Annotated in this window: 16 protein-coding genes; 12 read left to right on the forward strand and 4 right to left on the reverse strand. The window is 72.2% G+C overall.

The window, feature by feature from the left end:
• Window positions 1-73 precede the first annotated feature (73 nt).
• Window positions 74-1,402, reverse strand: a complete 1,329-nt coding sequence (locus ACWCQ1_RS26575) for an ABC transporter substrate-binding protein (protein WP_133043735.1) — start codon at window positions 1,400-1,402, stop codon at window positions 74-76.
• A 233-nt stretch (window positions 1,403-1,635) separates the two neighbouring features.
• On the opposite strand from ACWCQ1_RS26575, the gene ACWCQ1_RS26580 reads away from it, so the two are divergent.
• The 8 genes from ACWCQ1_RS26580 (at window position 1,636) to ACWCQ1_RS26615 (ending at window position 12,746) form a co-directional block, all read left to right on the forward strand.
• Window positions 1,636-2,814 carry an ROK family transcriptional regulator gene (locus ACWCQ1_RS26580; protein WP_133043734.1) on the forward strand — a complete coding sequence of 393 codons (1,179 nt, stop codon included), beginning with the start codon at window positions 1,636-1,638 and terminating at the stop codon, window positions 2,812-2,814.
• Between the two features lie 44 nt (window positions 2,815-2,858).
• A complete protein-coding gene (locus ACWCQ1_RS26585; protein WP_451027534.1) occupies window positions 2,859-3,965 on the forward strand; it encodes a Gfo/Idh/MocA family protein in 1,107 nt (368 codons plus the stop codon).
• A 191-nt stretch (window positions 3,966-4,156) separates the two neighbouring features.
• Window positions 4,157-6,067: a phosphatase PAP2 family protein gene (locus ACWCQ1_RS26590; RefSeq protein WP_451027535.1), complete on the forward strand. Its 1,911-nt coding sequence runs from the start codon at window positions 4,157-4,159 to the stop codon at window positions 6,065-6,067.
• Window positions 6,068-6,159: 92 nt separating this feature from the next.
• Window positions 6,160-7,857 (forward strand): phospholipid carrier-dependent glycosyltransferase, encoded by a 1,698-nt coding sequence (locus ACWCQ1_RS26595; protein ID WP_451027536.1) that lies wholly within the window; start codon window positions 6,160-6,162, stop codon window positions 7,855-7,857.
• 123 nt (window positions 7,858-7,980) lie between these two features.
• On the forward strand, window positions 7,981-8,904 hold the full coding sequence (locus tag ACWCQ1_RS26600) for a MurR/RpiR family transcriptional regulator (RefSeq protein ID WP_165954830.1): 924 nt from the start codon (window positions 7,981-7,983) through the stop codon (window positions 8,902-8,904).
• 318 nt (window positions 8,905-9,222) lie between these two features.
• A complete protein-coding gene (locus tag ACWCQ1_RS26605; protein ID WP_133043729.1) occupies window positions 9,223-9,591 on the forward strand; it encodes a hypothetical protein in 369 nt (122 codons plus the stop codon).
• A 56-nt stretch (window positions 9,592-9,647) separates the two neighbouring features.
• Entirely contained in the window at window positions 9,648-10,214 is a 567-nt protein-coding gene (locus tag ACWCQ1_RS26610) for an antibiotic biosynthesis monooxygenase (RefSeq protein WP_451027537.1), read from the forward strand.
• A gap of 96 nt (window positions 10,215-10,310) precedes the next feature.
• Window positions 10,311-12,746 carry a SpoIIE family protein phosphatase gene (locus tag ACWCQ1_RS26615; protein ID WP_451027538.1) on the forward strand — a complete coding sequence of 812 codons (2,436 nt, stop codon included), beginning with the start codon at window positions 10,311-10,313 and terminating at the stop codon, window positions 12,744-12,746.
• A gap of 38 nt (window positions 12,747-12,784) precedes the next feature.
• Here the strand turns inward: ACWCQ1_RS26615 and ACWCQ1_RS26620 are convergent, their stop codons facing one another.
• The gene (locus ACWCQ1_RS26620; RefSeq protein WP_451027539.1) at window positions 12,785-13,447 is read right to left on the reverse strand and encodes a peptidoglycan-binding protein; all 663 of its coding nucleotides are present in this window, start codon (window positions 13,445-13,447) and stop codon (window positions 12,785-12,787) included.
• A 205-nt stretch (window positions 13,448-13,652) separates the two neighbouring features.
• Between ACWCQ1_RS26620 and ACWCQ1_RS26625 the strand changes: the two genes are divergently transcribed.
• From ACWCQ1_RS26625 to ACWCQ1_RS26635, 3 genes are all read left to right on the forward strand, one after another.
• Window positions 13,653-14,321, forward strand: a complete 669-nt coding sequence (locus tag ACWCQ1_RS26625; protein ID WP_165954841.1) for a TetR/AcrR family transcriptional regulator — start codon at window positions 13,653-13,655, stop codon at window positions 14,319-14,321.
• Between the two features lie 133 nt (window positions 14,322-14,454).
• Window positions 14,455-14,868 carry a Zn-ribbon domain-containing OB-fold protein gene (locus tag ACWCQ1_RS26630; protein WP_451027540.1) on the forward strand — a complete coding sequence of 138 codons (414 nt, stop codon included), beginning with the start codon at window positions 14,455-14,457 and terminating at the stop codon, window positions 14,866-14,868.
• 154 nt (window positions 14,869-15,022) lie between these two features.
• On the forward strand, window positions 15,023-17,794 hold the full coding sequence (locus ACWCQ1_RS26635) for an alpha/beta hydrolase family protein (RefSeq protein WP_451027541.1): 2,772 nt from the start codon (window positions 15,023-15,025) through the stop codon (window positions 17,792-17,794).
• A 63-nt stretch (window positions 17,795-17,857) separates the two neighbouring features.
• Here ACWCQ1_RS26635 and ACWCQ1_RS26640 read toward each other — a convergent pair whose 3' ends face one another.
• Together ACWCQ1_RS26640 and ACWCQ1_RS26645 are read right to left on the reverse strand one after the other, a co-directional pair.
• On the reverse strand, window positions 17,858-18,244 hold the full coding sequence (locus ACWCQ1_RS26640) for a PPOX class F420-dependent oxidoreductase (RefSeq protein WP_358608864.1): 387 nt from the start codon (window positions 18,242-18,244) through the stop codon (window positions 17,858-17,860).
• Between the two features lie 20 nt (window positions 18,245-18,264).
• Window positions 18,265-19,443, reverse strand: coding sequence for a MalY/PatB family protein (locus ACWCQ1_RS26645; RefSeq protein WP_133043723.1), 1,179 nt, complete (start codon window positions 19,441-19,443; stop codon window positions 18,265-18,267).
• A gap of 26 nt (window positions 19,444-19,469) precedes the next feature.
• Between ACWCQ1_RS26645 and ACWCQ1_RS26650 the strand changes: the two genes are divergently transcribed.
• Complete coding sequence (locus ACWCQ1_RS26650) at window positions 19,470-20,465, forward strand: hypothetical protein (protein ID WP_451027542.1); 996 nt, start codon at window positions 19,470-19,472, stop codon at window positions 20,463-20,465.
• Window positions 20,466-20,497 lie beyond the last annotated feature (32 nt).

Here is a 20,497-nt window from a genome sequence, read left to right on the forward strand (position 1 = left end):
ATGAGCCCGACATCACGTGGGCACGCGCGGGGGCCGGGCGGCGGAGTCTCGGTCCGCCGCCCGGCCCACTGTCCTACGATGCGCCGCCGACCTGCTGGTTGTAGCCGGCCACGATGTTCTCCAGGGCCTTGTCGGGCGACTGCTGGCCGTTGATCGCCTTGCCGAGCTCCGTCTTGGTCGGGTCCTCGGTGATGCTCTTGCCCTTCAGCGCCCACTCGGTCTGCGCGCTGTTGAAGTAGCCCGAGATCGGGGCGTAGAGCGGGATCTCCTGGTTGTACAGCTTGAACGCCGCCTGCGCCGCCGGAGAGGTGAAGGGGTACTTCGGGTTCAGACCGCTCTCGACCGGGAGGAACCCGGAGGACTCCACCAGTTCGGTGTACTGCTTCGGGTCGTAGATCCAGTTCATGAACTTCTGCGCGGCGGTGGCCGCGGCGCCGTTGTTGTTGAAGCCGACCATCATGCCGCCGCTGTTGACGTCACTGGCCTGCACCGGCTGGGCGGGAGTCGGGACGCTCGCCCAGTCGAACTTCTTGATGCTCTCCGCGAAGGACGCGACCTGCCAGACGCCGGACCAGTAGGCGACCACGTCACCGCTCTGGAACATGGCGGACGGGTCGGCGCCGCTCGTCCACACCGACTTCGGCATGGTCTTGTCGTCGTTCCAGCCGACGAAGGTCTTCACGGCCTTCTTCGTCGCGTCGTCCACCGAGAACTTGCCGGAGGAGTCCGCGTGGACGTACTTGCCGCCCATCTCGTACACCATGGCCCGCAGCCGGGAGGGCGACTGGTCGAACGCCAGGGAGTACTTGGCGCCGGTCTTCTCGCGGACCTTGTTGGCCGCCGCGATGAAGTCGGTCCACGTCCAGGTCTTGTCGGGCGAGGTCGGGAAGGAGACGTTCGCCTTCTTGAACAGCGACTCGTTGATGAACAGGCCGGAGGCGGTGACGTCCGAGGGGATCGACAGCACCTTGCCGGAGGAGTCCTTGGCGAGGAAGTTGGCGTTGATGTTGTAGCTCTTGTTGTCGGCGATGGACTTGAGGTCGATCAGCTTGTTCGACCAGATCGGGTCCAGAGCCGGCACGGCCGCCACATCGGGCAGGGAGTTCGCCTGCGCGGCGTTGTGGAGCTTCGTCGTGTAGCCGTCGTAGGGGATGTTGACGAGCTTGACGGTGACGCCGGCTTCCTTCTTGTACTGGGAGACCAGCTTCTTCCAGCCCGCGTCCTGGCCCGGAACCGTGGAGATCCAGAACGTCAGCGACTTGGAGTTGCCGCCCGAGCCGGAACCCGACCCGCAGGCGGAGAGCAGCAGGGCACCTGCCGTGGCCACGGCAGCGAGGGGAACCAGGCGGCGTATACCGCCGCGGCCGAGTCGGCGGGAGCGCCGCACACCCACACGGGTCATTTCGATCCCTTTTCGTCGTAGCGGACGGAGCCCGGCGCCGGCCGCTGGTTGTTGCAGGTCCCCGTTTCCTATCACTGCGATGGAATACCCACAAGGGTTATCGCGGCCCGTTGCGGATCCGAAATCCTCGGCCGCCCTTGGCAACACGGCGAAGACTGGTAATCTCCGGACAGCCAGGGAACACGTATGCGGACGAGACTTATCCTCAGTCCGATGGATTATGGGGGAGGGTTGTGAAGCGACCGGCGCCACGCACGGCGACAACTCGGCACGTCACCCAGATCAACCGGACCGCGATACTAGACGTCCTGCGGGAGCACGGCCCACTGTCCCGGCGTGACATCCAGCAGCGCACCGGCCTCGGCTCGGCCACCATCGAGCGGCTGTGCGCCGCCCTCATGGAGGAGGGCGCGGTCGAGGCCGCGGGCCAGGTGCGCCAGTCGGTCGGCAGGCCCTCGACCCTGCTGCGCTTCGCCTCGTCGGCCCGGGCCATCATGGCCGTCGACGTCACCGAGTACACGGCCCGCGGGCGCCTCGTCGACCTGGGCGGAAGCACCCTCCACGAGGAGAGCCACACCTTCGCCCTGGAGGGCCAGGACGCGGGCGCCGCGCGCATCGACGGACTGCTCGCGCTCGTCGACCGGCTGACCTCGCCCGAGACGGGGGTGACGGCCCCGATCGTCGCCGTCGGCATCACCGTTCCCGGGATCGTGCACGAAGGCGTGGTGACCAAGGCGGTCGAGCTCGACTGGCAGGAGGTGCCGCTCGCCGACATCGTCTCGGCCCGCAGCGGACTGCCGATCCTCGTCGAGAACGACGCCAACGCGACGGCCTACGGCGAGTGGCACAGCGGCGCCCTCGCGAACGCGAACAGCGCCGTCGCACTGGTGCTCGGCGCCAGACTCGGCGCGGGCATCATCAACGAGGCGCGTCTGCACCGCGGGCACCGCTCGGCGGCGGGCGAGATCGGTTTCCTGCTCACCTCCAGCGCGTCCTTCTCCCGCTACTTCACGGAGCAGGGCGACGTCGACTCCACCCTGGCGGCGCAGGTGCTTCCGTTCGCCGCGCGGGAGGGTCTGCACGGCAAGCGCATCGGTCCCGCGTTCCGCGCGATGATGGCCTGCTGCCGGACCGGCGACAGCGAGGCCGAGCAGGCCCGCGACGAGTTCTTCGACTCCATCGCCCTCGCCCTCGTCGCCACCTCGGTCGTGCTCTCGCCCCAGGTCATCGTGCTCGCCGGCGCCTTCGCCCAGTACAGCGAGGAGTCGGCGGAGCAGCTGACCCGGCGCCTCGTCGGCCGCATCCCCTGGGTGCCGCGCATCGCGGTGAGCGACCTGGGCTTCGACGCGGCGATCACCGGCGTGAGCGCGCTGACGATCGAGCACGCCCGCTCCGCGACCTACCTCGCATGAGCCGCCCTCCAGCCCCCCACAAGCCCGATCAAGACGGAGCACGCGTGAAGGACGAAGAAATACGGATAGCGGTCGTGGGCACCGGCGACGTCGCCATGGACCACGCGGCCGCCCTCACCGCCCCGGGCCCGGTCCCCTCGAGGATCGTGGCCGCGGCGGACACCGACCGGACCCGGCTGGAGGCCTTCCTGGCCAAGCACGGGGCCCCGGCCGACTACGACGACCTCGACGTGCTGCTGGAGCGGTCCCGCCCCGACCTGGTGTACCTGTGCACACCTCCCGGTCTCCACCGCGACCAGGCCCTCGCCTGTCTGCGCGCCGGTGCCAGTGTGCTGGTGGAGAAGCCCCCCGCGCTGTCCCTGCGGGAGTTCGACGAGATCGCCGGTGCCGCGAGCGGACCGCCGTGGTTCGCGACCGTGTTCCAGCACCGTTTCGGCCGCGGCCAGGCCGCGCTCAAGTCCCTGGCCGCCTCGGGAGTGCTGGGCCGCCCGCTGCTGGCGGTCTGCCACACCACGTGGTTCCGCGACCAGTCGTACTTCGACGTGCCCTGGCGCGGCCGCTGGGACACCGAGGGCGGCGGGCCCACCATGGGGCTGGGCATCCACCAGATGGACATGATGCTGGACCTGCTGGGCGGCTGGACCGGGATACAGGCCCTCACCAGGACCCAGGCACGCCGTACCGAGACCGAGGACGTCTCGATGGCGCACGTGACGTTCGCGAACGGCGCCGTCGCCTCCGTGGTGAACAGCTCCCTCTCCCCGCGCCAGGAGTCCTACCTGCGCTACGACTTCGAGTACGCCACCGTCGAGGTCACCCACCTGTACGGCTACCGGGACGAGGACTGGCGGGTGACCCCGGCACCGGGACACGACCACGTCCTCACCGAGTGGAAGGCCGCCATGGCCGGCACCGGGGACGGGGCCGGCGCCCAGAACTCCCGCAGCGGTCACTGGGCGCAGTTCGCCAAGGTGCTGACCAGTCTGCGCGAGGGCACCCCGCCGCCCGTGCCGCTGGCCGAGTCCCGCCGCACCCTCTCCCTGGTGGCCGCCCTGTACGCCTCCGGCGCCGCCGGCCGTCCCGTCACGCCCTCGGACGTCGCTCCCGGCACGCCGTTCTACGACAGCATGTCCGGCCGGCGCCCCGGCTGACACCGCGTTCACCCGCACGACAGGTCCCGGCCGCCCAACCCCCTCCGCCGGGACACGAACCGGCCGTAGATCTTCGCACAGACGCGTCGGTCGACCCGGGCGGCTCACGCGCCGTCCACGAGTCCCCCACGAGCGCACGCCATGTCACCCCCTTCGGCCGCACGGCCGCAGAACTGAAGAGAGGCACACGCATGCCGTCATCTGCCGGGCACCGCTCCCCCTCCGTCGGCAGACGGGGCTTCCTGAAGACCTCCCTGGGCGCCTCGGCGGGTGTGCTGGCCGCGCCCACCTTCGCCTCCTGGCTGGCCGCCGCGGACGCCAAGGCCGCGACCGGCCCCGCCGCGTTCGTCGACGACTACAGGACCAACCTCCCGGCGAACCTCACGCCGGAGACGAACGCGGTCGTCCGGATCCTCGGCGGCTTCGCGCAGGTGTGGAAGACGGGCGGCGCCTGGAACACCGGCACGCCACTTCAGCCCGACCTGCTGCGCGCCAACGTCCGGTACAGCATCCGCATCACGCGTACGCGCACGGAGGAGCAGGCCAAGGAGGCGTTCATCTACGACCGCCAGCACCAGAGCTACGCGATGATCGCGGGACTTGGTCCGCTGGCCGACCTGTACAAGGCCGGCGCCAAGGCGGTCACCTCGATCACCAGCGCCCCCGACGGCACTCCGCCCACCACCGTCAGCGACGCCGTTCCGGCCGGCGCCCCGGCGGGCTCGGCGCAGGGGGCCGGTTCGCACGACTCCGATCTCGGCAAGGTGGCCGAGCTGGTCGACACCGTCCGCGGCACCTGGGCGTCGGGCAACCCGTCCAAGTACGCCTACCAGTACCCGCGGCCCTGGCGCATGAACGAGGACAGCCAGGTCGTCGACACCGGGAAAACGGACGCGTTCGGCTACCCCGTCTACGACTCCCAGGTGGTCGTCGCGCCCCAGCTGCTGCGCCAGCGCAACACCTCCCCCACCGACGACGGCGGCTTCCCCAGCGGCCACACCAACGCCTTCCACCTGGCCGGCCTCGCCTACGCGTACGCCGTGCCGGAGCGCTTCCAGGAGCTGGTGACGCGGTCCCTCGAACTCAGCCACACCCGGATCGTGGCGGGCATGCACTCCACGGTCGACGTGATCGGCGGCCGCATCATGGCCACCGCGCTGGCCGCCGCCACCCTGGCCGACCCGGCGAACGCGAGCCTGAAGGCGGCCGCACGCGCCCAGGCCCTGGCCTACTTCACCCAGAAGACCGGCACGAATGCCGACACCCTCTTCGCCTACGCGCACTCCGACGCCTCCGACCCCTACGCCGACCGGGACGCCAACGCCTGCGCGGTCGCGCCCCGCCTGACGTACGTGCTCACCCGCCGGGGCCGGAACGTGCCGCTGACCGTGCCCAAGGGCGCGGAGGTGCTGCTCGAGACGCGGCTGCCCTACCTCGACGCCGACCAGCGCCGGGAGGTGCTGCGGACCACCGCGCTGCCCTCCGGGTACGTGCTGCTGGACGGCTTCGAGCAGTGGGGGCGGCTGAACCTGTTCGCCGCCGCCGACGGTTACGGCGCCTTCGACACCGACGTGACGGTGACGCTGGACGCGGCCGCGGGCGGCTTCGGCGCGGCCGACAGCTGGCGCAACGACATCGACGGCGATGGCGGGCTGACCAAGCGGGGCACCGGCACGCTCACCCTGACCGGCCACAACACGTACACGGGCGGCACCGTGGTGAAGGACGGCACGCTGGTCGCCGCCTCGTCCCACGCGCTGGGCCACGGGGACGTGCGGGTGTCCGGCGGCACGCTGCGGGTGCAGCGCCCGGTGCAGGTGCACGGCGTCTACTCCCAGGAGTCCGCCACGCTGGCGCTCACGCTGCGCTCGGGCCACGAGCCCGCCCTGGAGGTGACGTGCCGGGCGCTGCTCGGCACGGGCAGCGTGCTGTCGCTGCAGCTCGACGCCGACCGGCCGCCGGCCGCGGGAAGCACGGTGCGCGTCCTGGCGGCTCCGGCGCTACGCGGCCAGTTCGACCGCGTGGAGCTGAACTCCGACCGGCTGCGGGCCGTACCCGTCTACACGACGGAAGGTCTGTCGGTACGACTCCTGAAGCGGTGACGCCCGAGGGCGGGAGCTGATGCGAGAGTGGGGCCCATGAGAAGGGCCCGGATCGCTCCCGCCCGCCCGCGGTCCCTGTCACCGCGGGGCGGATGATGGCGCACGAACAGCACTCGGTCCTCGATCCCCGGGCGCCGGACGGCGAGGAGCGGCCGCCACCCCCGGTGACGGCCGCCCCGCCGCCCGGCCGGCCCTGGCGGCGCCTGCTGCTGCCGCTCCTGGTGGTGGTGCTGCTCGCCCAGATGGCCGCCGCCATGGTCACCACGGCCGTGCAGCAGACGCCGACGATCGACGAGCCGATCTACGTCGCCACGGCCGCCGACTATCTCCACGAGCACCGCGTCCGCCTCAACCCCGAGCACCCCCCGCTCGGCAAGCTCGTCATCGCCGCCGGGGTGGCGATCGCCGACCCGCACCTGGACACGTCCTACAAGGGCAACCAGAGCCGGTTTGCCCAGCATCTGCTGTACGCCTCCGGCAACGACCCCTGGCGGCTGATGTTCTGGGCCCGTCTGCCGGTGATCGTGCTGACGCTCCTGTTCGGGCTCGTGGTGTTCGCGTTCGCCCGTGAACTGGCGGGCCCCGCGGCCGGGTTGGCGGCCCTGGCGCTGTACGCCTTCTCCCCCGACCTGATCGCCCACGGATCGCTGGCCACGCTGGACGTGCCGGCCGCGGGATTCGTGCTGACCTCGGCCTGGCTGCTGTGGCGATCCCGCAGGCGGCCCCGGCTGTACGTCCCCCTGGCCGGGCTGGCCCTCGGGGCGGGCCTGGCGACCAAGATGAGCGTGCTGCCGGCGGTTCCCGTGCTGGTGGCGCTGGCCGCCTGGGCGGTGTGGCGGCCGGGGTCCGCGGACCGGCGCCGGGCCCTTATGCGCTCGCTCGGGGCCGCCGGCTTCGTCGCGGTGGCCGCCGTGGCCGTCGTATGGGCGTCGTATCTCGTGGTCGATCCGCGGCTGCGGTGGTCGCCGGCCGGGCAGCAGGTGCCCGCCGTGCACGGGCTCAAGTCGCTGCTGGTGCAGCTCATGCCGGTCCCCGAGTCCTACCGGGACGGGATGCGCATCCAGTTCGGGCTGGAGAAGTACCCGTGGCAGGGCTTCCTGTTCGGGCATCTGTACACCGGGTCCCGCTGGTACTACCTGCCGGCCGCGCTGCTGGTGAAGACACCGCTCGGCATGCTCGCGCTGTGGGCGGCCGGTGCCGTCGCGATGGTGACCGTACGGCGGCTGCGGCCCGCCGCACCCTATGTGCTGGTCCCGGCCGCCGTGCTGATGGCCTCGGCGATGACCGGCTCGCGGGACTTCGGGACCCGCTACGCCCTCTTCATGCCGATGTTCCTGGCGGTGGCAGCGGGGTGTGTGCTCCTGGTGCGGTGGCGGTGGGCGTCGCTCGCGACGGGGGCGCTGGTGGTGTTCGTCGCGGTCAGTTCGCTGCGCACGTTCCCCTACTACCTGCCGTACTCCAACGAGGCGTTCGGCGGGCCGTCCAGGACCTATCTGCGGCTGCACGACTCCAACGTGGACTGGGGGCAGGACCTCGGCCGACTCGCCGACCGGCTGCGTGAGCGGTACCGGGGCGGGCGGGTCTGGCTGGTGTACAAGGGCAGCGGTGTTCCGGCGTACTACGGCATCGACGCGTCCGATCCGCGCAAGGTGCCGGCGGGTCAGGTGCACGGGCTGCTGGTCGTGTCGGACACGGCGGTCGACAAGGCGCGCGGGCAGCTCAGGACCCTGATCGACAGCAGCCGCCCGGTCGACGAGGTCGGTCATTCGATCACGATCTACCGCCGGTGACACGGTGTCCCGGCAGGCGAATCGTGGATCCGTCCGACGGTGCCGGATGCGCCCGTACAAGCCCTGGTCACGGCGGTGTGTGAGCTATGTTGAAGCACTGTGGGAGACAAAGGAGGCGCACCGGTGCCATCGCCGCAGCAGGCACGCGCACAGGCATCCGCGATCACCTCGGGCAGGACCGCTCCGGAGGCCGAGGCCGCACCGGCATCCCAGCTCAGAACCCTCTTCGACCGGCCCCGTCTCTCCCCGGGGCAGCGGCGCATCGCCCAGTACCTGATCGAGCACATCACCGAGGCGGCGTTCCTGTCGATCACCGATCTCGCCGAGCGCGTCGGCGTGAGCCAGCCGTCGGTGACCCGGTTCGCGGCGGCGGTCGGCTTCAGCGGCTATCCGGCGCTGCGCGAGAAGCTCCAGTCGATCGCCCTGGGCCACCTGGCGGGCGGGCCCGGAGCGCCCGAGGAGAACGGCAGCAACGAACTGCAGTCGGCGGTGGACGCCGAGATCGAGAACCTGGAGAACCTGCGGCGCGACTTCGCCGACCCGGACCAGCTGATCGACGTCGGCCGCAAGCTGTCGGGCTCCACTCCGCTGACCGTTCTCGGGCTGCGCATCTCGGTCTCGCTGGCCGAGTACTTCGCGTATGCCGCCCGGCGGATCCACCCGGACGTGCGGCTGGTGACGCGGGGCGGCAGTGTCGCCTACGACGCCCTGCTGCAGTCCCGGGAGGCGGGCGGCACCTGGGTGCTGGCGTTCTCGATGCCCCGGCACGCCCAGGAGACGCTCACGGCGGTGCAGGTGGCGCGCAGCGCCGGGCTGAAGGTCGCCCTGGTGACCGATCTGGCGCTGGGTCCGGTCGCCGACGAGGCGGACGTCGTCTTCGCCACCGGCACCGGCTCCCGGCTGGTCTTCGACTCCTATGCCGCGCCCGGCGTGATCGCCGCCGCGCTGCTGCAGGCCATGACCGACGCCGACCCGGAGCGCACCCAGGCCCGGCTGGAGGAGTACGAACAGATCTCCGACCAGCACCAGTTCTTCCTGCGGGACTGACGGCGGAGCGGGCCCACCGTAACCTTCGGTAACACCTTCCCCACGCGCTGTCTCGAATTACAAAGGGACCTTTCACAACATATCGCGCATGAATGTTTTCATACGTCTTGCAAACCGGTCGGCATATATAAATACTTCTCACGCGTCACCCGGACATCCGTAGCCGCCGTCTCCTACCCGCGTCGGCGCGCGGGCTTCCGGGCGGGCCTCGTCCGTGCGAGCGCCCGTGGTGGCCCCGGTCATCCCCTAGGCCGGGGCCGCCCGCACGCACCCGTCGGACCACCCCTCACGACGCCGCACACCCGGAAGCGATCACCGATGCAACTGACGACCACGCGCCTCAGCCCGGACTGGCCGTGCCAGGTCAAGCAGCCCGGCTCCTACGACTGGGAGCGCTCGGCGGCCAAGTGGCTGCGGGAGCTGGTTCCGGCGCGCTACGCCGGCTACCCGGCCATGCTCCGCCACCCCGTGCTGCTCGCCCGCCACGCGCAGATCCAGGTCCAGCACGAGATCCGGGTCGCCCGCACCGCGCTGCAGACCGCCCGCGCCGATCTGCCCCGCCTGGGCCTGCCCGAGTCGGTCATCGAGCACACGATCAAGCTGTACGCGGCCGAGGTCCTGCAGCTCCAGCACATCGCGCGCAGCGTCCGCGCGGTCACCCAGGCCCTGGTCGAGGCCGGACGCTGAACACCGGCCCGGCCACCCGCGCATGATCCGCGCCGCGCGTGGCACACGTGGTGACCATGAGCACCACCGAGCTGCGCGGAGGGGAACCGGTCACCACCGTCCTGACCTGGCAGGTGCGCCCCGGCCACGAGCGGGAGTTCGAGGAGTGGACCGAGGGCGTCACCCGCTGCGCCAGACGGTTCCCGGGCAACGAGGGCGTCTCCTGGCTGCGACCCGAGGACGGCCACCGCTACCACGCGGTGCTGCGCTGGTCGGATCCGCACCGGCTGACCCGCTGGCTGGAGTCCGCCGAGCGGGCCCGGTGGCACGAGCGGATCGAGGGCGTCGCCACCGAGGTCGGCAGCGAGCGGCAGTCGACCACCGGCCTGGAGACCTGGTTCAGCCTGCCGGGCACCACGGTGCGGTCCCCGCCACGCTGGAAGATGGTCCTCACCACCTTCCTCGGCGCCTACCCGTTCACCCTGCTCATACAGGCCCTGGTGACGCCCCGCACGGCGGCCTGGCCGCTGCCGCTGCGGGCGGCCGTCTTCCCCATCGTGCTGCTGCCGGTGCTGACGTACCTCGTCATGCCGGTGCTGAGCCGCATGGTGCGCCAGTGGCTGTACCGGCAGCCCGACGAGTGACCGGAGCACAACCGTCCGGGATGTCCACCACGGCACGACCATGGTCCTCTTTCGAGTGAAGCCCGGGCAGGCAAGGGTGCGATCGAAGCGCGTCCGATGTGCGATGCTCGACGCGTGACGAGCGAGCCCGCCACGCCAGCGGAGTCCCCGACCGCGGCTGACACCGTTGCGCTGGCCAAGATCGTCGCCAGGCAGCGAGCGGAACTGGACCGACTGCGCGACCTGGCGGCGACATCGGCCGTCCTGGAGCGGGCCAAGGGTGCCGTCATGGCGCTGACCGGCTGCTCTCCGAACACCGCCGAGGAGCAGTTGCAGAAGCGGGCCGAGGCGGGCCGTCACACGCTCCTGGAGGAGTGCTGGATCACGCTCGGCTCGCTGGCGCCGTCGTCCGCCCCGGCCCCGGAGCCCGACACCGCCGCCTTCACCGCCTCCGTCTCCCTGTCCCTCAGGGAGCCGTCCGTGGTCGAGGAGAGCTCCGCCACCCTGGCCACCCTCGGCAGGGAACTCGTCCATGTGGCCACCCCGCAGGAGCTCGCCGGCTGTCTGCTGGAGCACCTCGGGCCGGAGGTGGGCGCCGACGCGGTGATGCTCTACGCACTGATGCCCTCGGGCGGACTGGACCTGATCGGGCACGCCGGTGTCGACGACGAACTGGCCGCCCAGTGGCAGCACGTGCCGCCGCTGAGCGGGGTCGCCGCGCTAGACGCGCTGCGCGCGGGCGAGCCGCGTTGGCTGGAGGACCTGGAGTCGGACCGCAAGCGTTACCTGCTCATCGGGGATCCGCCCAGCCGCTGGCCCACCCGCGCCTGGCTGCCCGTACCGGCCCACGGACCGACGGCCACGCGCACGGCCACCGCCGCGGAACCGGGCGACGTGTGCATCGGCGTGCTGCGCGCCCGCGGCGGGCCGTTCGCCGACGAGACGCGCGGGCATCTGCGGGCAGTGGCCCGGCTGTGCGCCGGCCGGCTGCGCGCCCTCGACACCCGGCCCCCCGTCTCCCCCGACGAGGTCGTGGACGTCGTGCGGGCGGTGTTCGACGCGCTGCCCGGCGCCACCATGCTGCTCACCCCGCTGCGCACCCCCTCCGGGGACGTCAGGGACTACCGCATCGACGCCGCCACGGCCCACTCCCCGGACGTGGTCGGCCACGTGGGACGCGAACTGGTCGGCCGCGGGTTCCGGGAGTGCTGCCCGACGCTGCTGGGCGATCCGGTGTGGCAGGGCTTCCGGCGTGCGCTCACCACCGGAGAGCCGTACGAGAGCGAGCAGTTCGCGCACCAGGAGGTCGTGGACGGCGTCGCGGAGCTGTCCACCTACTCGGTGCGGGCGGCACGGCTGGACGAACGGCTCGTCGTCACCTGGGTCCGGCACGGCTCCTCGGACCGGCAGGAACAGCGGCTGGCCGACGTGCAGCGGCTGGGCAACCTGGGCTGGGCCAGCTGGAACCTGCTCACCCAGGAGGTCACCTGGTCCTCCCAGGTCTTCTCCCTGTTCGGCCGGGACCCGGCGGACGGCCCGATCGGCCTGATCCGGCTGCCCGACCTCGCGCTGCCCGAGGACGCGTCCGCCCTGACCCAGGCCATCGCCGAACTCCTGCGCGCGGGGCGGTCCTTCGACGTGCCCTTCCGCGCCCGGGTGGCGGGCAGGCTACGGCATCTGCGCGCCGTCGCGGAGGCCGTGCCGGACGCCCACGGCACGACCGTCGAGGTGCACGGCGTCATCCAGGACCTCACGGCCCAGCGCAGCGCGGAACTCGCCCTCATCGAGAGCGAACGGGCCATCCTCACCCAGCACGACGTGCTGCGCGCCGAGCGGACCCTGGCCGGCCGGCTCCAGCACGCGCTGCTGCCGCTGCCCACCCGTCCCGTACCGCTGGCCGGGCTGCGGGTCGACGTCGCCTATCTGCCCGCCCAGTCGGGCATCCACGTGGGCGGCGACTGGTTCAGCGCCATCGAACTGCCCAACGGGGATGCCCTGTTCGTGGTCGGCGACGTCGCCGGGCACGGCATCGACGCGGTGGCCTCGATGGCCCTGCTCCGCTTCACCGCCAAGGGCATGGTGATCACCGGCTCCTCGCTGACCGGCGCGCTGGCCCGCCTCAACACCCTGCTGCTGCACTCCCGGGACTCGCACGGCACCGCGACCATGGTGCTGGCCCGCTACAACACCGCCGAGCGGCGCCTGGTGTGGGCCCAGGCCGGTCATCCGCCGCCGCTGCTGCTGCGCGACGGAGTCGTGCGCTACCTCGACCGTCCCCGCGGCATGCTGCTGGGCGCGAGCGCAGCGCCCGCCTACGAGGAGGCGGAGTGCCGGCTGGAGCCCGGTGACCGCGTCGTCCTCTACACCGACGGCCTGGTCGAGCGGCCCGGGGAGGGCATCGACAAGGGCCTGACACGGCTCGCCGAGGCGGTGCTGACCCACCACACCGAGGAACCCGGCTCCCTGGCACCCCTGTTGGCCGGGATGCTGGAGGGCGACCGGCGCGACGACGTCTGCATCGTGGACATCAGGGTCCCGGTCGACCCGGCGTAGCCCCGGGCCCGCATCCTCCTCGTCCTGGTCCCACGGTGTCAGCCGGTGGCGGCACCGGTCCGGGATTCGAGGGCCTGCCGGGTGTCGTTGCCGTAGACGCCGGTCTCGTCGCCGCGGATGCCGTACCAGAGCTGGAAGCGGGCGACCGCCGCCTCGAGGGTGGCGTCGTAGCGGCCGTCGGTGGAGCCGTTGTCGTAGACGTCCGGGATGTCGCGCAGGCGTTGCTGCAGGTCGATGACGGCGGGGCCGCTGTCGCCCTCGCGCAGGGTGCCCGCGCCGTCGGGGTCGGCCGCGCCGGACGCCGTCGCCGTCGGCGTCGGCTCGGCCGAGGCCGTCGGGCTGGGTGACGGTGCGGTGGTGGCGGCCTCGCCGCTGCGGCTGGGCAGCAGCATGGCGCAGCCGAAGCCGACGAGGGCGGCCGCGGCGACGGCGACCGTGACGGCGGCGCGGCGCAGTCCCGATCCGAAGCCGAACCGGTGTCCGCCGTCCGGGGCGGGGACGCGCACCGGCGCGAGTTCCTGGGTCTCGCCCTCGTTCCAGGAGTGCGAGTCGGGCAGGGAGACCGGCTCGAGACCGGCGGCGCCCTGCTCCATCTCCTTGAAGAGCTCCGCCAGGGCGTCGGTGCGGCGCGGACGCAGGACGACGATGGGCTCCAGCGGCGGGCGGTCCTCGGGCGGTCCGGATGCCGGCGGTGCGGGCACAGTGCTCTCCTTCCGTGCCGGGACGGGACTCTTCGCCGTTCCCGGGGAGTGATACGCGCCCGCGCCCCCGGCAGTTCAGCCGAGGCCTCACCCATCCCTCGAGCGACACCGAGTTCCCTGCCATGAGCGCACTGAGTGCCATTCACCTCGCTCAGATGCTACGTTCGCGGTCATGAAGACGGAGCCGGCGGCCACACGGCCACCCATGCGGGACGCCCTGGTCGCGGCGGCCTTCCAGCTGTTTCTCGAGCGGGGCTACGAGCAGACGACCGTGGACGACATCGTGGCGCTCGCCGGCGTCGGACGGCGGTCGTTCTTCCGCTACTTCCCCTCCAAGGAGGACGTGGTCTTCCCCGACCACGAGCGGTGCCTGGCGGAGATGACGGCGTTCCTCGCCGAGAGCACCGACGACCAGGATCCGGTCCAGCGGGTGTGCGACGCGGTCCGGATCGTGCTGCGGATGTACACCGAGAACCCGACCTTCTCCGTGCAGCGCTACCGCCTGACGAAGAAGGTGCCCGGGCTGCGGGCGTACGAGCTGTCGGTGGTGTGGCGCTACGAGCGCGCCTTCGCCGACCATCTGCGCGGCCGCCTGGCCGGCCGGCAGGACGGGACACTGCGGGCCGACGTGATCGCGGCGGCGGTGGCGGCGGCGCACAACAACGCACTGCGCTCCTGGCTGCGTTCGGACGGACAGGGTGACGCCAGCGATGCGCTGGACCATGCCCTCGGATACGTGCAGTCGGCGTTCTCCGCCCCCTCGGCGCCGGACGGCGAGGAGGAGACCGAGGACGTCGTGGTGGTCGTCTCCCGGCGCGGCGCACCCCTGTGGCGGGTCGTCCAGGAGATCGAGGGCGCCCTCGAAAAGGAGTGACCGAAGGCGAGTTCATAGTGAGGGTACGCAGTGCCTTTACGGATGACACTGAGTGTCATACATTGATGCCGTGCACGGTGGTACGGCGAACCGCGCACGTGGGATTCCGGCCGAGCGCAGGGAGTTGACCAGCGTGTACCACCACTCAGTAGGCGTCGCCCGTCAGACCGCCGGCTCCGCGGCAGGCCTCCTCGACCCGGCCTCGCGCGACTCGGACACCATCCTCTTCCAGCGCTGCACCTGGTGCGGCACCGCCATGTACCACCGGCTGCTGTGTCCCGTCTGCCAGGGCAGTGACCTCAGGACGGAGCGCAGCGAGGGCACGGGCACCATCCGGCACGCCACGGTGGTGCACCGCAACACCCCCGCCGCGCGCAATGTCTCCCTCGTCGAGATGGCCGAGGGGTTCGTCGTGCGGGGCCGCGTCATGGGCCCGCTGATCGGCATCCACAGCGGCGACCGGGTACGCCTGTCGACGGTGAAGGACCCGGTGCGCGGTGAGCCCGTGTTCCAGCTGGTCGACGAGCCGTACCGCGCCTGGACCTGACCCCCGGCACTCCGATCGCCTGATCCTGTTGGCGCCCGGTGATCGAATCCGCGCACACAGGCAACCCACAGCTCCGACCCGCCGTCCTCAGGTACACGAGAGGCCCCCGCTGACCAACGGGGCGCCTGCGCTCGGTACTTGAGGAGGAAAGACCTTGTTCCGTGCCCGGCGAATAGCGGTGACCGCTGTGGCGGTGCTCGCGGTGGCGGGGGGATCGCCAGGGCTGGCGCAGGCGGCCGGACCGCCCGACGCCAGACCGCTCACGACGACGGCAGACAGCGACAGCCCCCTCCCGCCCGGCTGGCGGATCGCCGGGCAGGGGGCGGCGCGGCAGTTGGTGTGGCGCTCGACCGCGCCCGTGCCGATGGGGGACGCGCGCGTCGACTTCTACGCCGGCGGCCGGCTGCTCGGCCATCCGGCCCCCGGCAAGGACGGCAGGACCTTCCGGCTCGCGCTCGGCAGGACCGCCGGTCATCTGACGGGTCTTCAGGTACGGGCCGGCGGGCGGCAGTTGGACGCGGCGGGCCGCACCCGGGCGCCCGGCCGGGCTGACACGGCGGCCGCCCAGCCGCCCGCGCCGCTGCCGGCGAACTCCGTCGATCCCGGGAAGCCGGGCCCTTACCGTACGTCCACCGGCGAGTACGACCTGAACCCGGTGAAGCTGCCCGACTTCCCGCAGCCCGTCGAGATGAAGGCCGTGGTCGTCGCGCCCCGGGGCACCACCGGCAAGCGTCCGCTCGCGCTGTTCCTGCACGGCCGCCACAGCACCTGCTACAACGGCGACGACATCAGCGGCGGCTGGCCCTGCCCGGCCGGCACCAAGCCGATCCCGAGCTACCGCGGCTACCTGCGCGACCAGCAACTCCTGGCCTCCCAGGGCTATGTGACGGTCTCCATCTCCGCCAACGGCATCAACGGCCAGGACTGGGCGGCCGAGGACGGCGGCGCCCAGGCCCGCTCCTCGCTGGTCCGGCAGCACCTGGCCCGCTGGGCCGACTGGGCCGCCCACCCCGCCTCGGCCCCCGCGGTCGTCCGGGACGCCCCGACGGCGGATCTCTCGCACGTCCTGCTGGTCGGCCACTCCCGCGGCGGTGAGGGCGTCAACCGGGCGGCGATGGACAGCCTCTACCCGCCGCCGTCCGCACAGGACGGCTACCACGGGCCGGTGCGCTGGCACATCGGCGGCACCGTGCTCATCGGACCGACGATCTTCGGCCAGAATCCGGTCGCGGACGTCCCCTCGACGACGATCCTGCCGGGCTGCGACGGCGACGTCTCCGACCTGCAGGGCGAGGTGTACGTCGACGGCACCCGCTCGGTCAGCCGCGGCAGCGCGCTGCACAGCGCCGTCTACGTGGTCGGCGCCGACCACAACTTCTTCAACACCGAGTGGACGCCGGGCCAGTCCCAGGCACCCTCGGAGGACGACTTCTACGACGACCCCGAGAACCGGGACCCGGTGTGCTCGCCGGGCACCGCGACCCGGCTGACCGCCGACCAGCAGCACCGGGCGGGCAGCACGTACATCGCGGCGGCGGCACGGCTGTTCGTCGCCGGGGACGACCGGGTACGGCCGCTGCTGGACGGTTCCGGCAGGCGGGCACCCTCGGCGGACCCGGCGCGCGTGCTCACCCACGCCGTCGGGGCGAACCGCGTCGGCGGCCTCCTGCCGGACGGCAAGCTGTCGGTGACCGGGGGGCGGCTGTGCTCGGCCGTCGACCCGGACCAGCACATAGCCTGCCTCCCCTCGGGCGCGAAGGGCGTCTCCCCGCACTTCGCGACGTGGGAGCCCGCCCGCGAGGTCGGCCGTCGCGCCGTCGCGCTGAAGTGGTCGGCGGCCGGCTCCCCGACGCTGATCCGTCCTGCCGTCCCGGTCGCGCTCGCCGGCTCCACCGACCTGGCGCTGCGACTGATCGTCCCGCCGAACTCGACCGGCACCCGCTTCGACGTGTCCCTGACCGACACGCACGGCAGGCGGGCCGCCCTCGGCGCGGTCAAGGTCGACGGGCTGCCCGGCACCGAACGCACCGCCTCCTTCTGGGCCCGTGAGGTCCGCGTCCCGCTGACCGCCGCGTCCCGGACTGGCCTGGACCTGAAGCACGTCAAGTCCCTCGAGCTGACGCCCCGCTCGGCCGGGGGCCAGGCCTGGCTGATGGACGCCTGGGGCTGGCGCCCCGGCACTCCGGCGGTGCGGGAGGCCGCGCTGCCGCGCGTCGACATCGGCCGTACGACGGTGAAGGAGGGCGACTCGGGCGTCCGCACCTACCAGGTGCCCGTTCGGGTGTCCGGGCGGGGCGACGGACAGGTGCGGGTGTATGTCATCGACCCGGCCACCGGCAGGGAGAAGCAGAGCCTCGTGACGGTCCGTCCGGGCGGCCACGACATCGATGTGAAGGTGCAGGTCAAGGGCAACACGCGGTTCGCCTACGACGTCGACGACGCGGTGCTGGTCAAGGCCGTGCACGGCGCCGTCGTCGGCTCCTACCGGGGTGGGGTCACCGTGCAGAACGACGACCCGATGCCGACGGTCACCGTGACGCCGGTCGCGGACCGGGTGACCGAGGGGCAGCCCCTGAAGTGGAAGGTGACGCTGTCCGCCGCGGCGGACGTGGACCTCTTCGAGTTCTTCCGCGTGATGCCCGTCACCGTGGGGCCGGAGCTGTCCACGAAGGACGTGGATCCGCAGTGGCTGGAGAACGTCTCGGGCGAGCAGCCCGATCCCGAGCGGCCGCTGTCCTCGGTGCAGTACCTGGGCGTGGCCGCGGGCCTGCCGCCCGGGCAGGTCAGCGCCGAGGTGTCGCTGCCGACGGTCACGGACCAGGTGGCGGAGCCGGCGGAGTCGGTGCGGTTCCAGCTGAGCGACGAGGTCGGCAACCCGGTGCCGGGCGGGCCGGTGCTGGACGGCACGGTGCTGGACGCCTCGTAACCCGGGACGTGCCGTCGTGACGGCCGCGCGGTTCCTGCACAGGACCGCGCGGCCGTCCGCGTCTCAGGGTTGCGGCGTGACGCGGATGCCGACGGTGCCCTTCAGGCCCCGGCGCAGTCGGCTGCCCAGCAGGCTGAGCCGGCCGACGATGCCGTACTTGCGGGCGATGAGTTCGCGGTAGCGGGCGGCGGTCGCCTCGTCCGTGATCTCGGCGGTGGCGGGAATCTGCGCTCCTGTGGGATTGCCGCGCAGGTCGCAGGGGCCGACGAGGACGTCGCCGCGGGCCCTGATCCGCTTGACCTTCCAGGAGTCGGCGGCCGTCCACACACCGAGCGTGTCACCGTCGCGCACCACCCACACCGGCGTGGCGACCGGGGTGCCGTTCTTGCGGTAGCTGGTGATCAACAGGTACTTGCCCGAGCCGAGCCGTTCCAGTTGTCTGTCCTCCATGCCGGAAGTCTAGGCCCGGCTCAGCGGAGCGCCGCGGCCATCCGCCGTACGCCTTCCGTGATCACCTCGGGCGAGGTGGCCAGGTTCAGGCGTACGTGCCCCGCGCCCCCGGTGCCGAAGGGGATCCCGGAGTTCAGGGCCACCCTGCCGCGCTCCAGGAAGACGTCCGCCGGGTCCTGATCGAGGCCGAGCGCACGGCAGTCCAGCCAGGCCAGATAGGTGGCCTCGGCGGGGCGACAGGTGATGGCCGGGAGGTGCTCGGCGAGCAGGTCCGACAGCAGTCGCCGGTTGTCGTCGAGCCCGGCGAGCAGGGCGTCCAGCCAGGGCGTGCCCTCCGTCAGGGCGGCGGTGTGGGCGATGACACCGATGTGGCTGGGGCCGTGACCGACCTCCTCCGGCAGGCGAGCCAGGTCGGCCGCGGCTTCCGGGCCCGCGATCGCGAGCGCCGCCTTGAGGCCCGCGAGGTTCCACGCCTTGGACGCGGACATCAGCGACAGGCCGTTCTCCCCGCCGGGGACGCTCAGGTACGGCACGAAGTCCACGCCGGAGGCGGTCAGCGGCGCGTGGATCTCGTCGACGACCACACGGACGCCGTACCGGTCGGCGAGGGCGGCCACGGCGGCCAGATCCCCGGCGGTGTGCACGGCGCCGGTCGGGTTGTGCGGGCTGCACAGCAGGTAGGCGGCCCGGCGTCCGCCGGCGGCCGACCGCTCGAAGCCCTCCTCCAGAGTGCCGAAGTCGATGCGTCCGTCCGCGCCGAGCGGGGCCTCGACCACCTGCCGGTCCATGTGCGCGATGAACTGGTGGAACGGCGGGTACACCGGCGAGTTGACCACGACCGGGTCCCCGTGCCCGGTGACCAGCTTCAGCATCTCGACGACGCCGAGCATCACGTCGGGCACGATCGCCGTGCGCTGCACGGCGAGCCCGTCCCACCCCCACCGCTTGTCGGCGAAGGCGGCGAGCGCCTCGGCGTAGGCGGTGCCCGCCGGGTAGCCGGTGTCGCCGAGCGCGAGGGCGTCGGTGACCGCCCGGACGATCGGCTCGGCCAGCGGAACGTCCATCTCCGCCACCCACAACGGCAGCACGTCGGCCGGATAGGTGCGCCACTTCATGCTCGTACGGCGACGGAGCCGGTCCAGGGACAGGGCACGCAGGGGGTTCGGTTCGCCGGACGTGCCGTGCGGGATCCTGTTCATGACGCACAAGATAAGGGGGCCGTGCTGTGACCTGGAACGACCGTGAAGTCGCCTGCGACGAGTCGGGGTCGGACGGCGAGAACCTCACCGGCGGGAACACCGACGTGTTCGCGCACGCCGGGGTGGGGCTGCCGGTGGACGCCGCGACCGCGTGTGTGCGGGAGATCCGGGACCGCATCCGCTCGCCCGCGGAGGAGTACAAGGCGACCCACCTGCTGCGGGAGAAGCACCGGGCCGTGCTGGAATGGCTGCTCGCGCCGGGGGGTCCGATCCACGCCAGAGCCCATGTGCACCTGGTCGAGAAGGAGTTCTTCGTCGTCGACCGGACGGCCCACCTGCTGCTCGGCGACACGGCCGAGGCCCTGTTCCTGTACCGGGCCGGACGGCGGACGTTCGGGGAGGCGGGGTGGCGGGAGTTCGTGCGAGCGGCGAACCGGCTGCTGCGGGTACGGCACGACGGACAGCCCTCGGAGCCGGCGGAGCTGTTCTTCCGCACGGTGGACGACCTGCGGCGCGCGCATGCCCGTACGGCCGTCGCACCCGTCCTGGACAGGCTGGCGGCATCCCGTTCCCGGGCGGACGACTACCGGGCCGGACTGCTCGCCGGACCGCCGTTGATTCCGCTGCTCAATCCGCTGCTGCCGGCGATCGTGCGCACGGCCGCGTACTGGAGCGCGGGCGGCCAGGAGGTCCGGCTCGTGCACGACCGGCAGAACCTGCTGACGCCGGAGCGCATCGCGTGGATCGAGGAGACGGCCCGGCTGGCCGGGATCCGGCTGGTCGGGCTGCGGCTGGTGGTGGCCGGCGAGGATCCTCGGGTGCAGCTGGCCGACTTCCTCGCCGGGATCGCCCGCAAGCTCGCCTCGGACGAGCTGAACCGCCGGGCGGACCCGGCACTGACGGCGCTCCTGCGGCCGTACGTCGATCCGGCGTCCGTGTGGGGCGACGAGGCCGGCCATGCGGCACTTCTTGGGAAAATCTCTCCCGCCGTACCCTCGGCAGACATCAACTCCGCCGTCTAGATTGCCGGTTGCCCCCCGCGCCCGACCACCAG

The sequence above is a fragment of the Streptomyces sp. NPDC002144 genome, assembly GCF_053593695.1.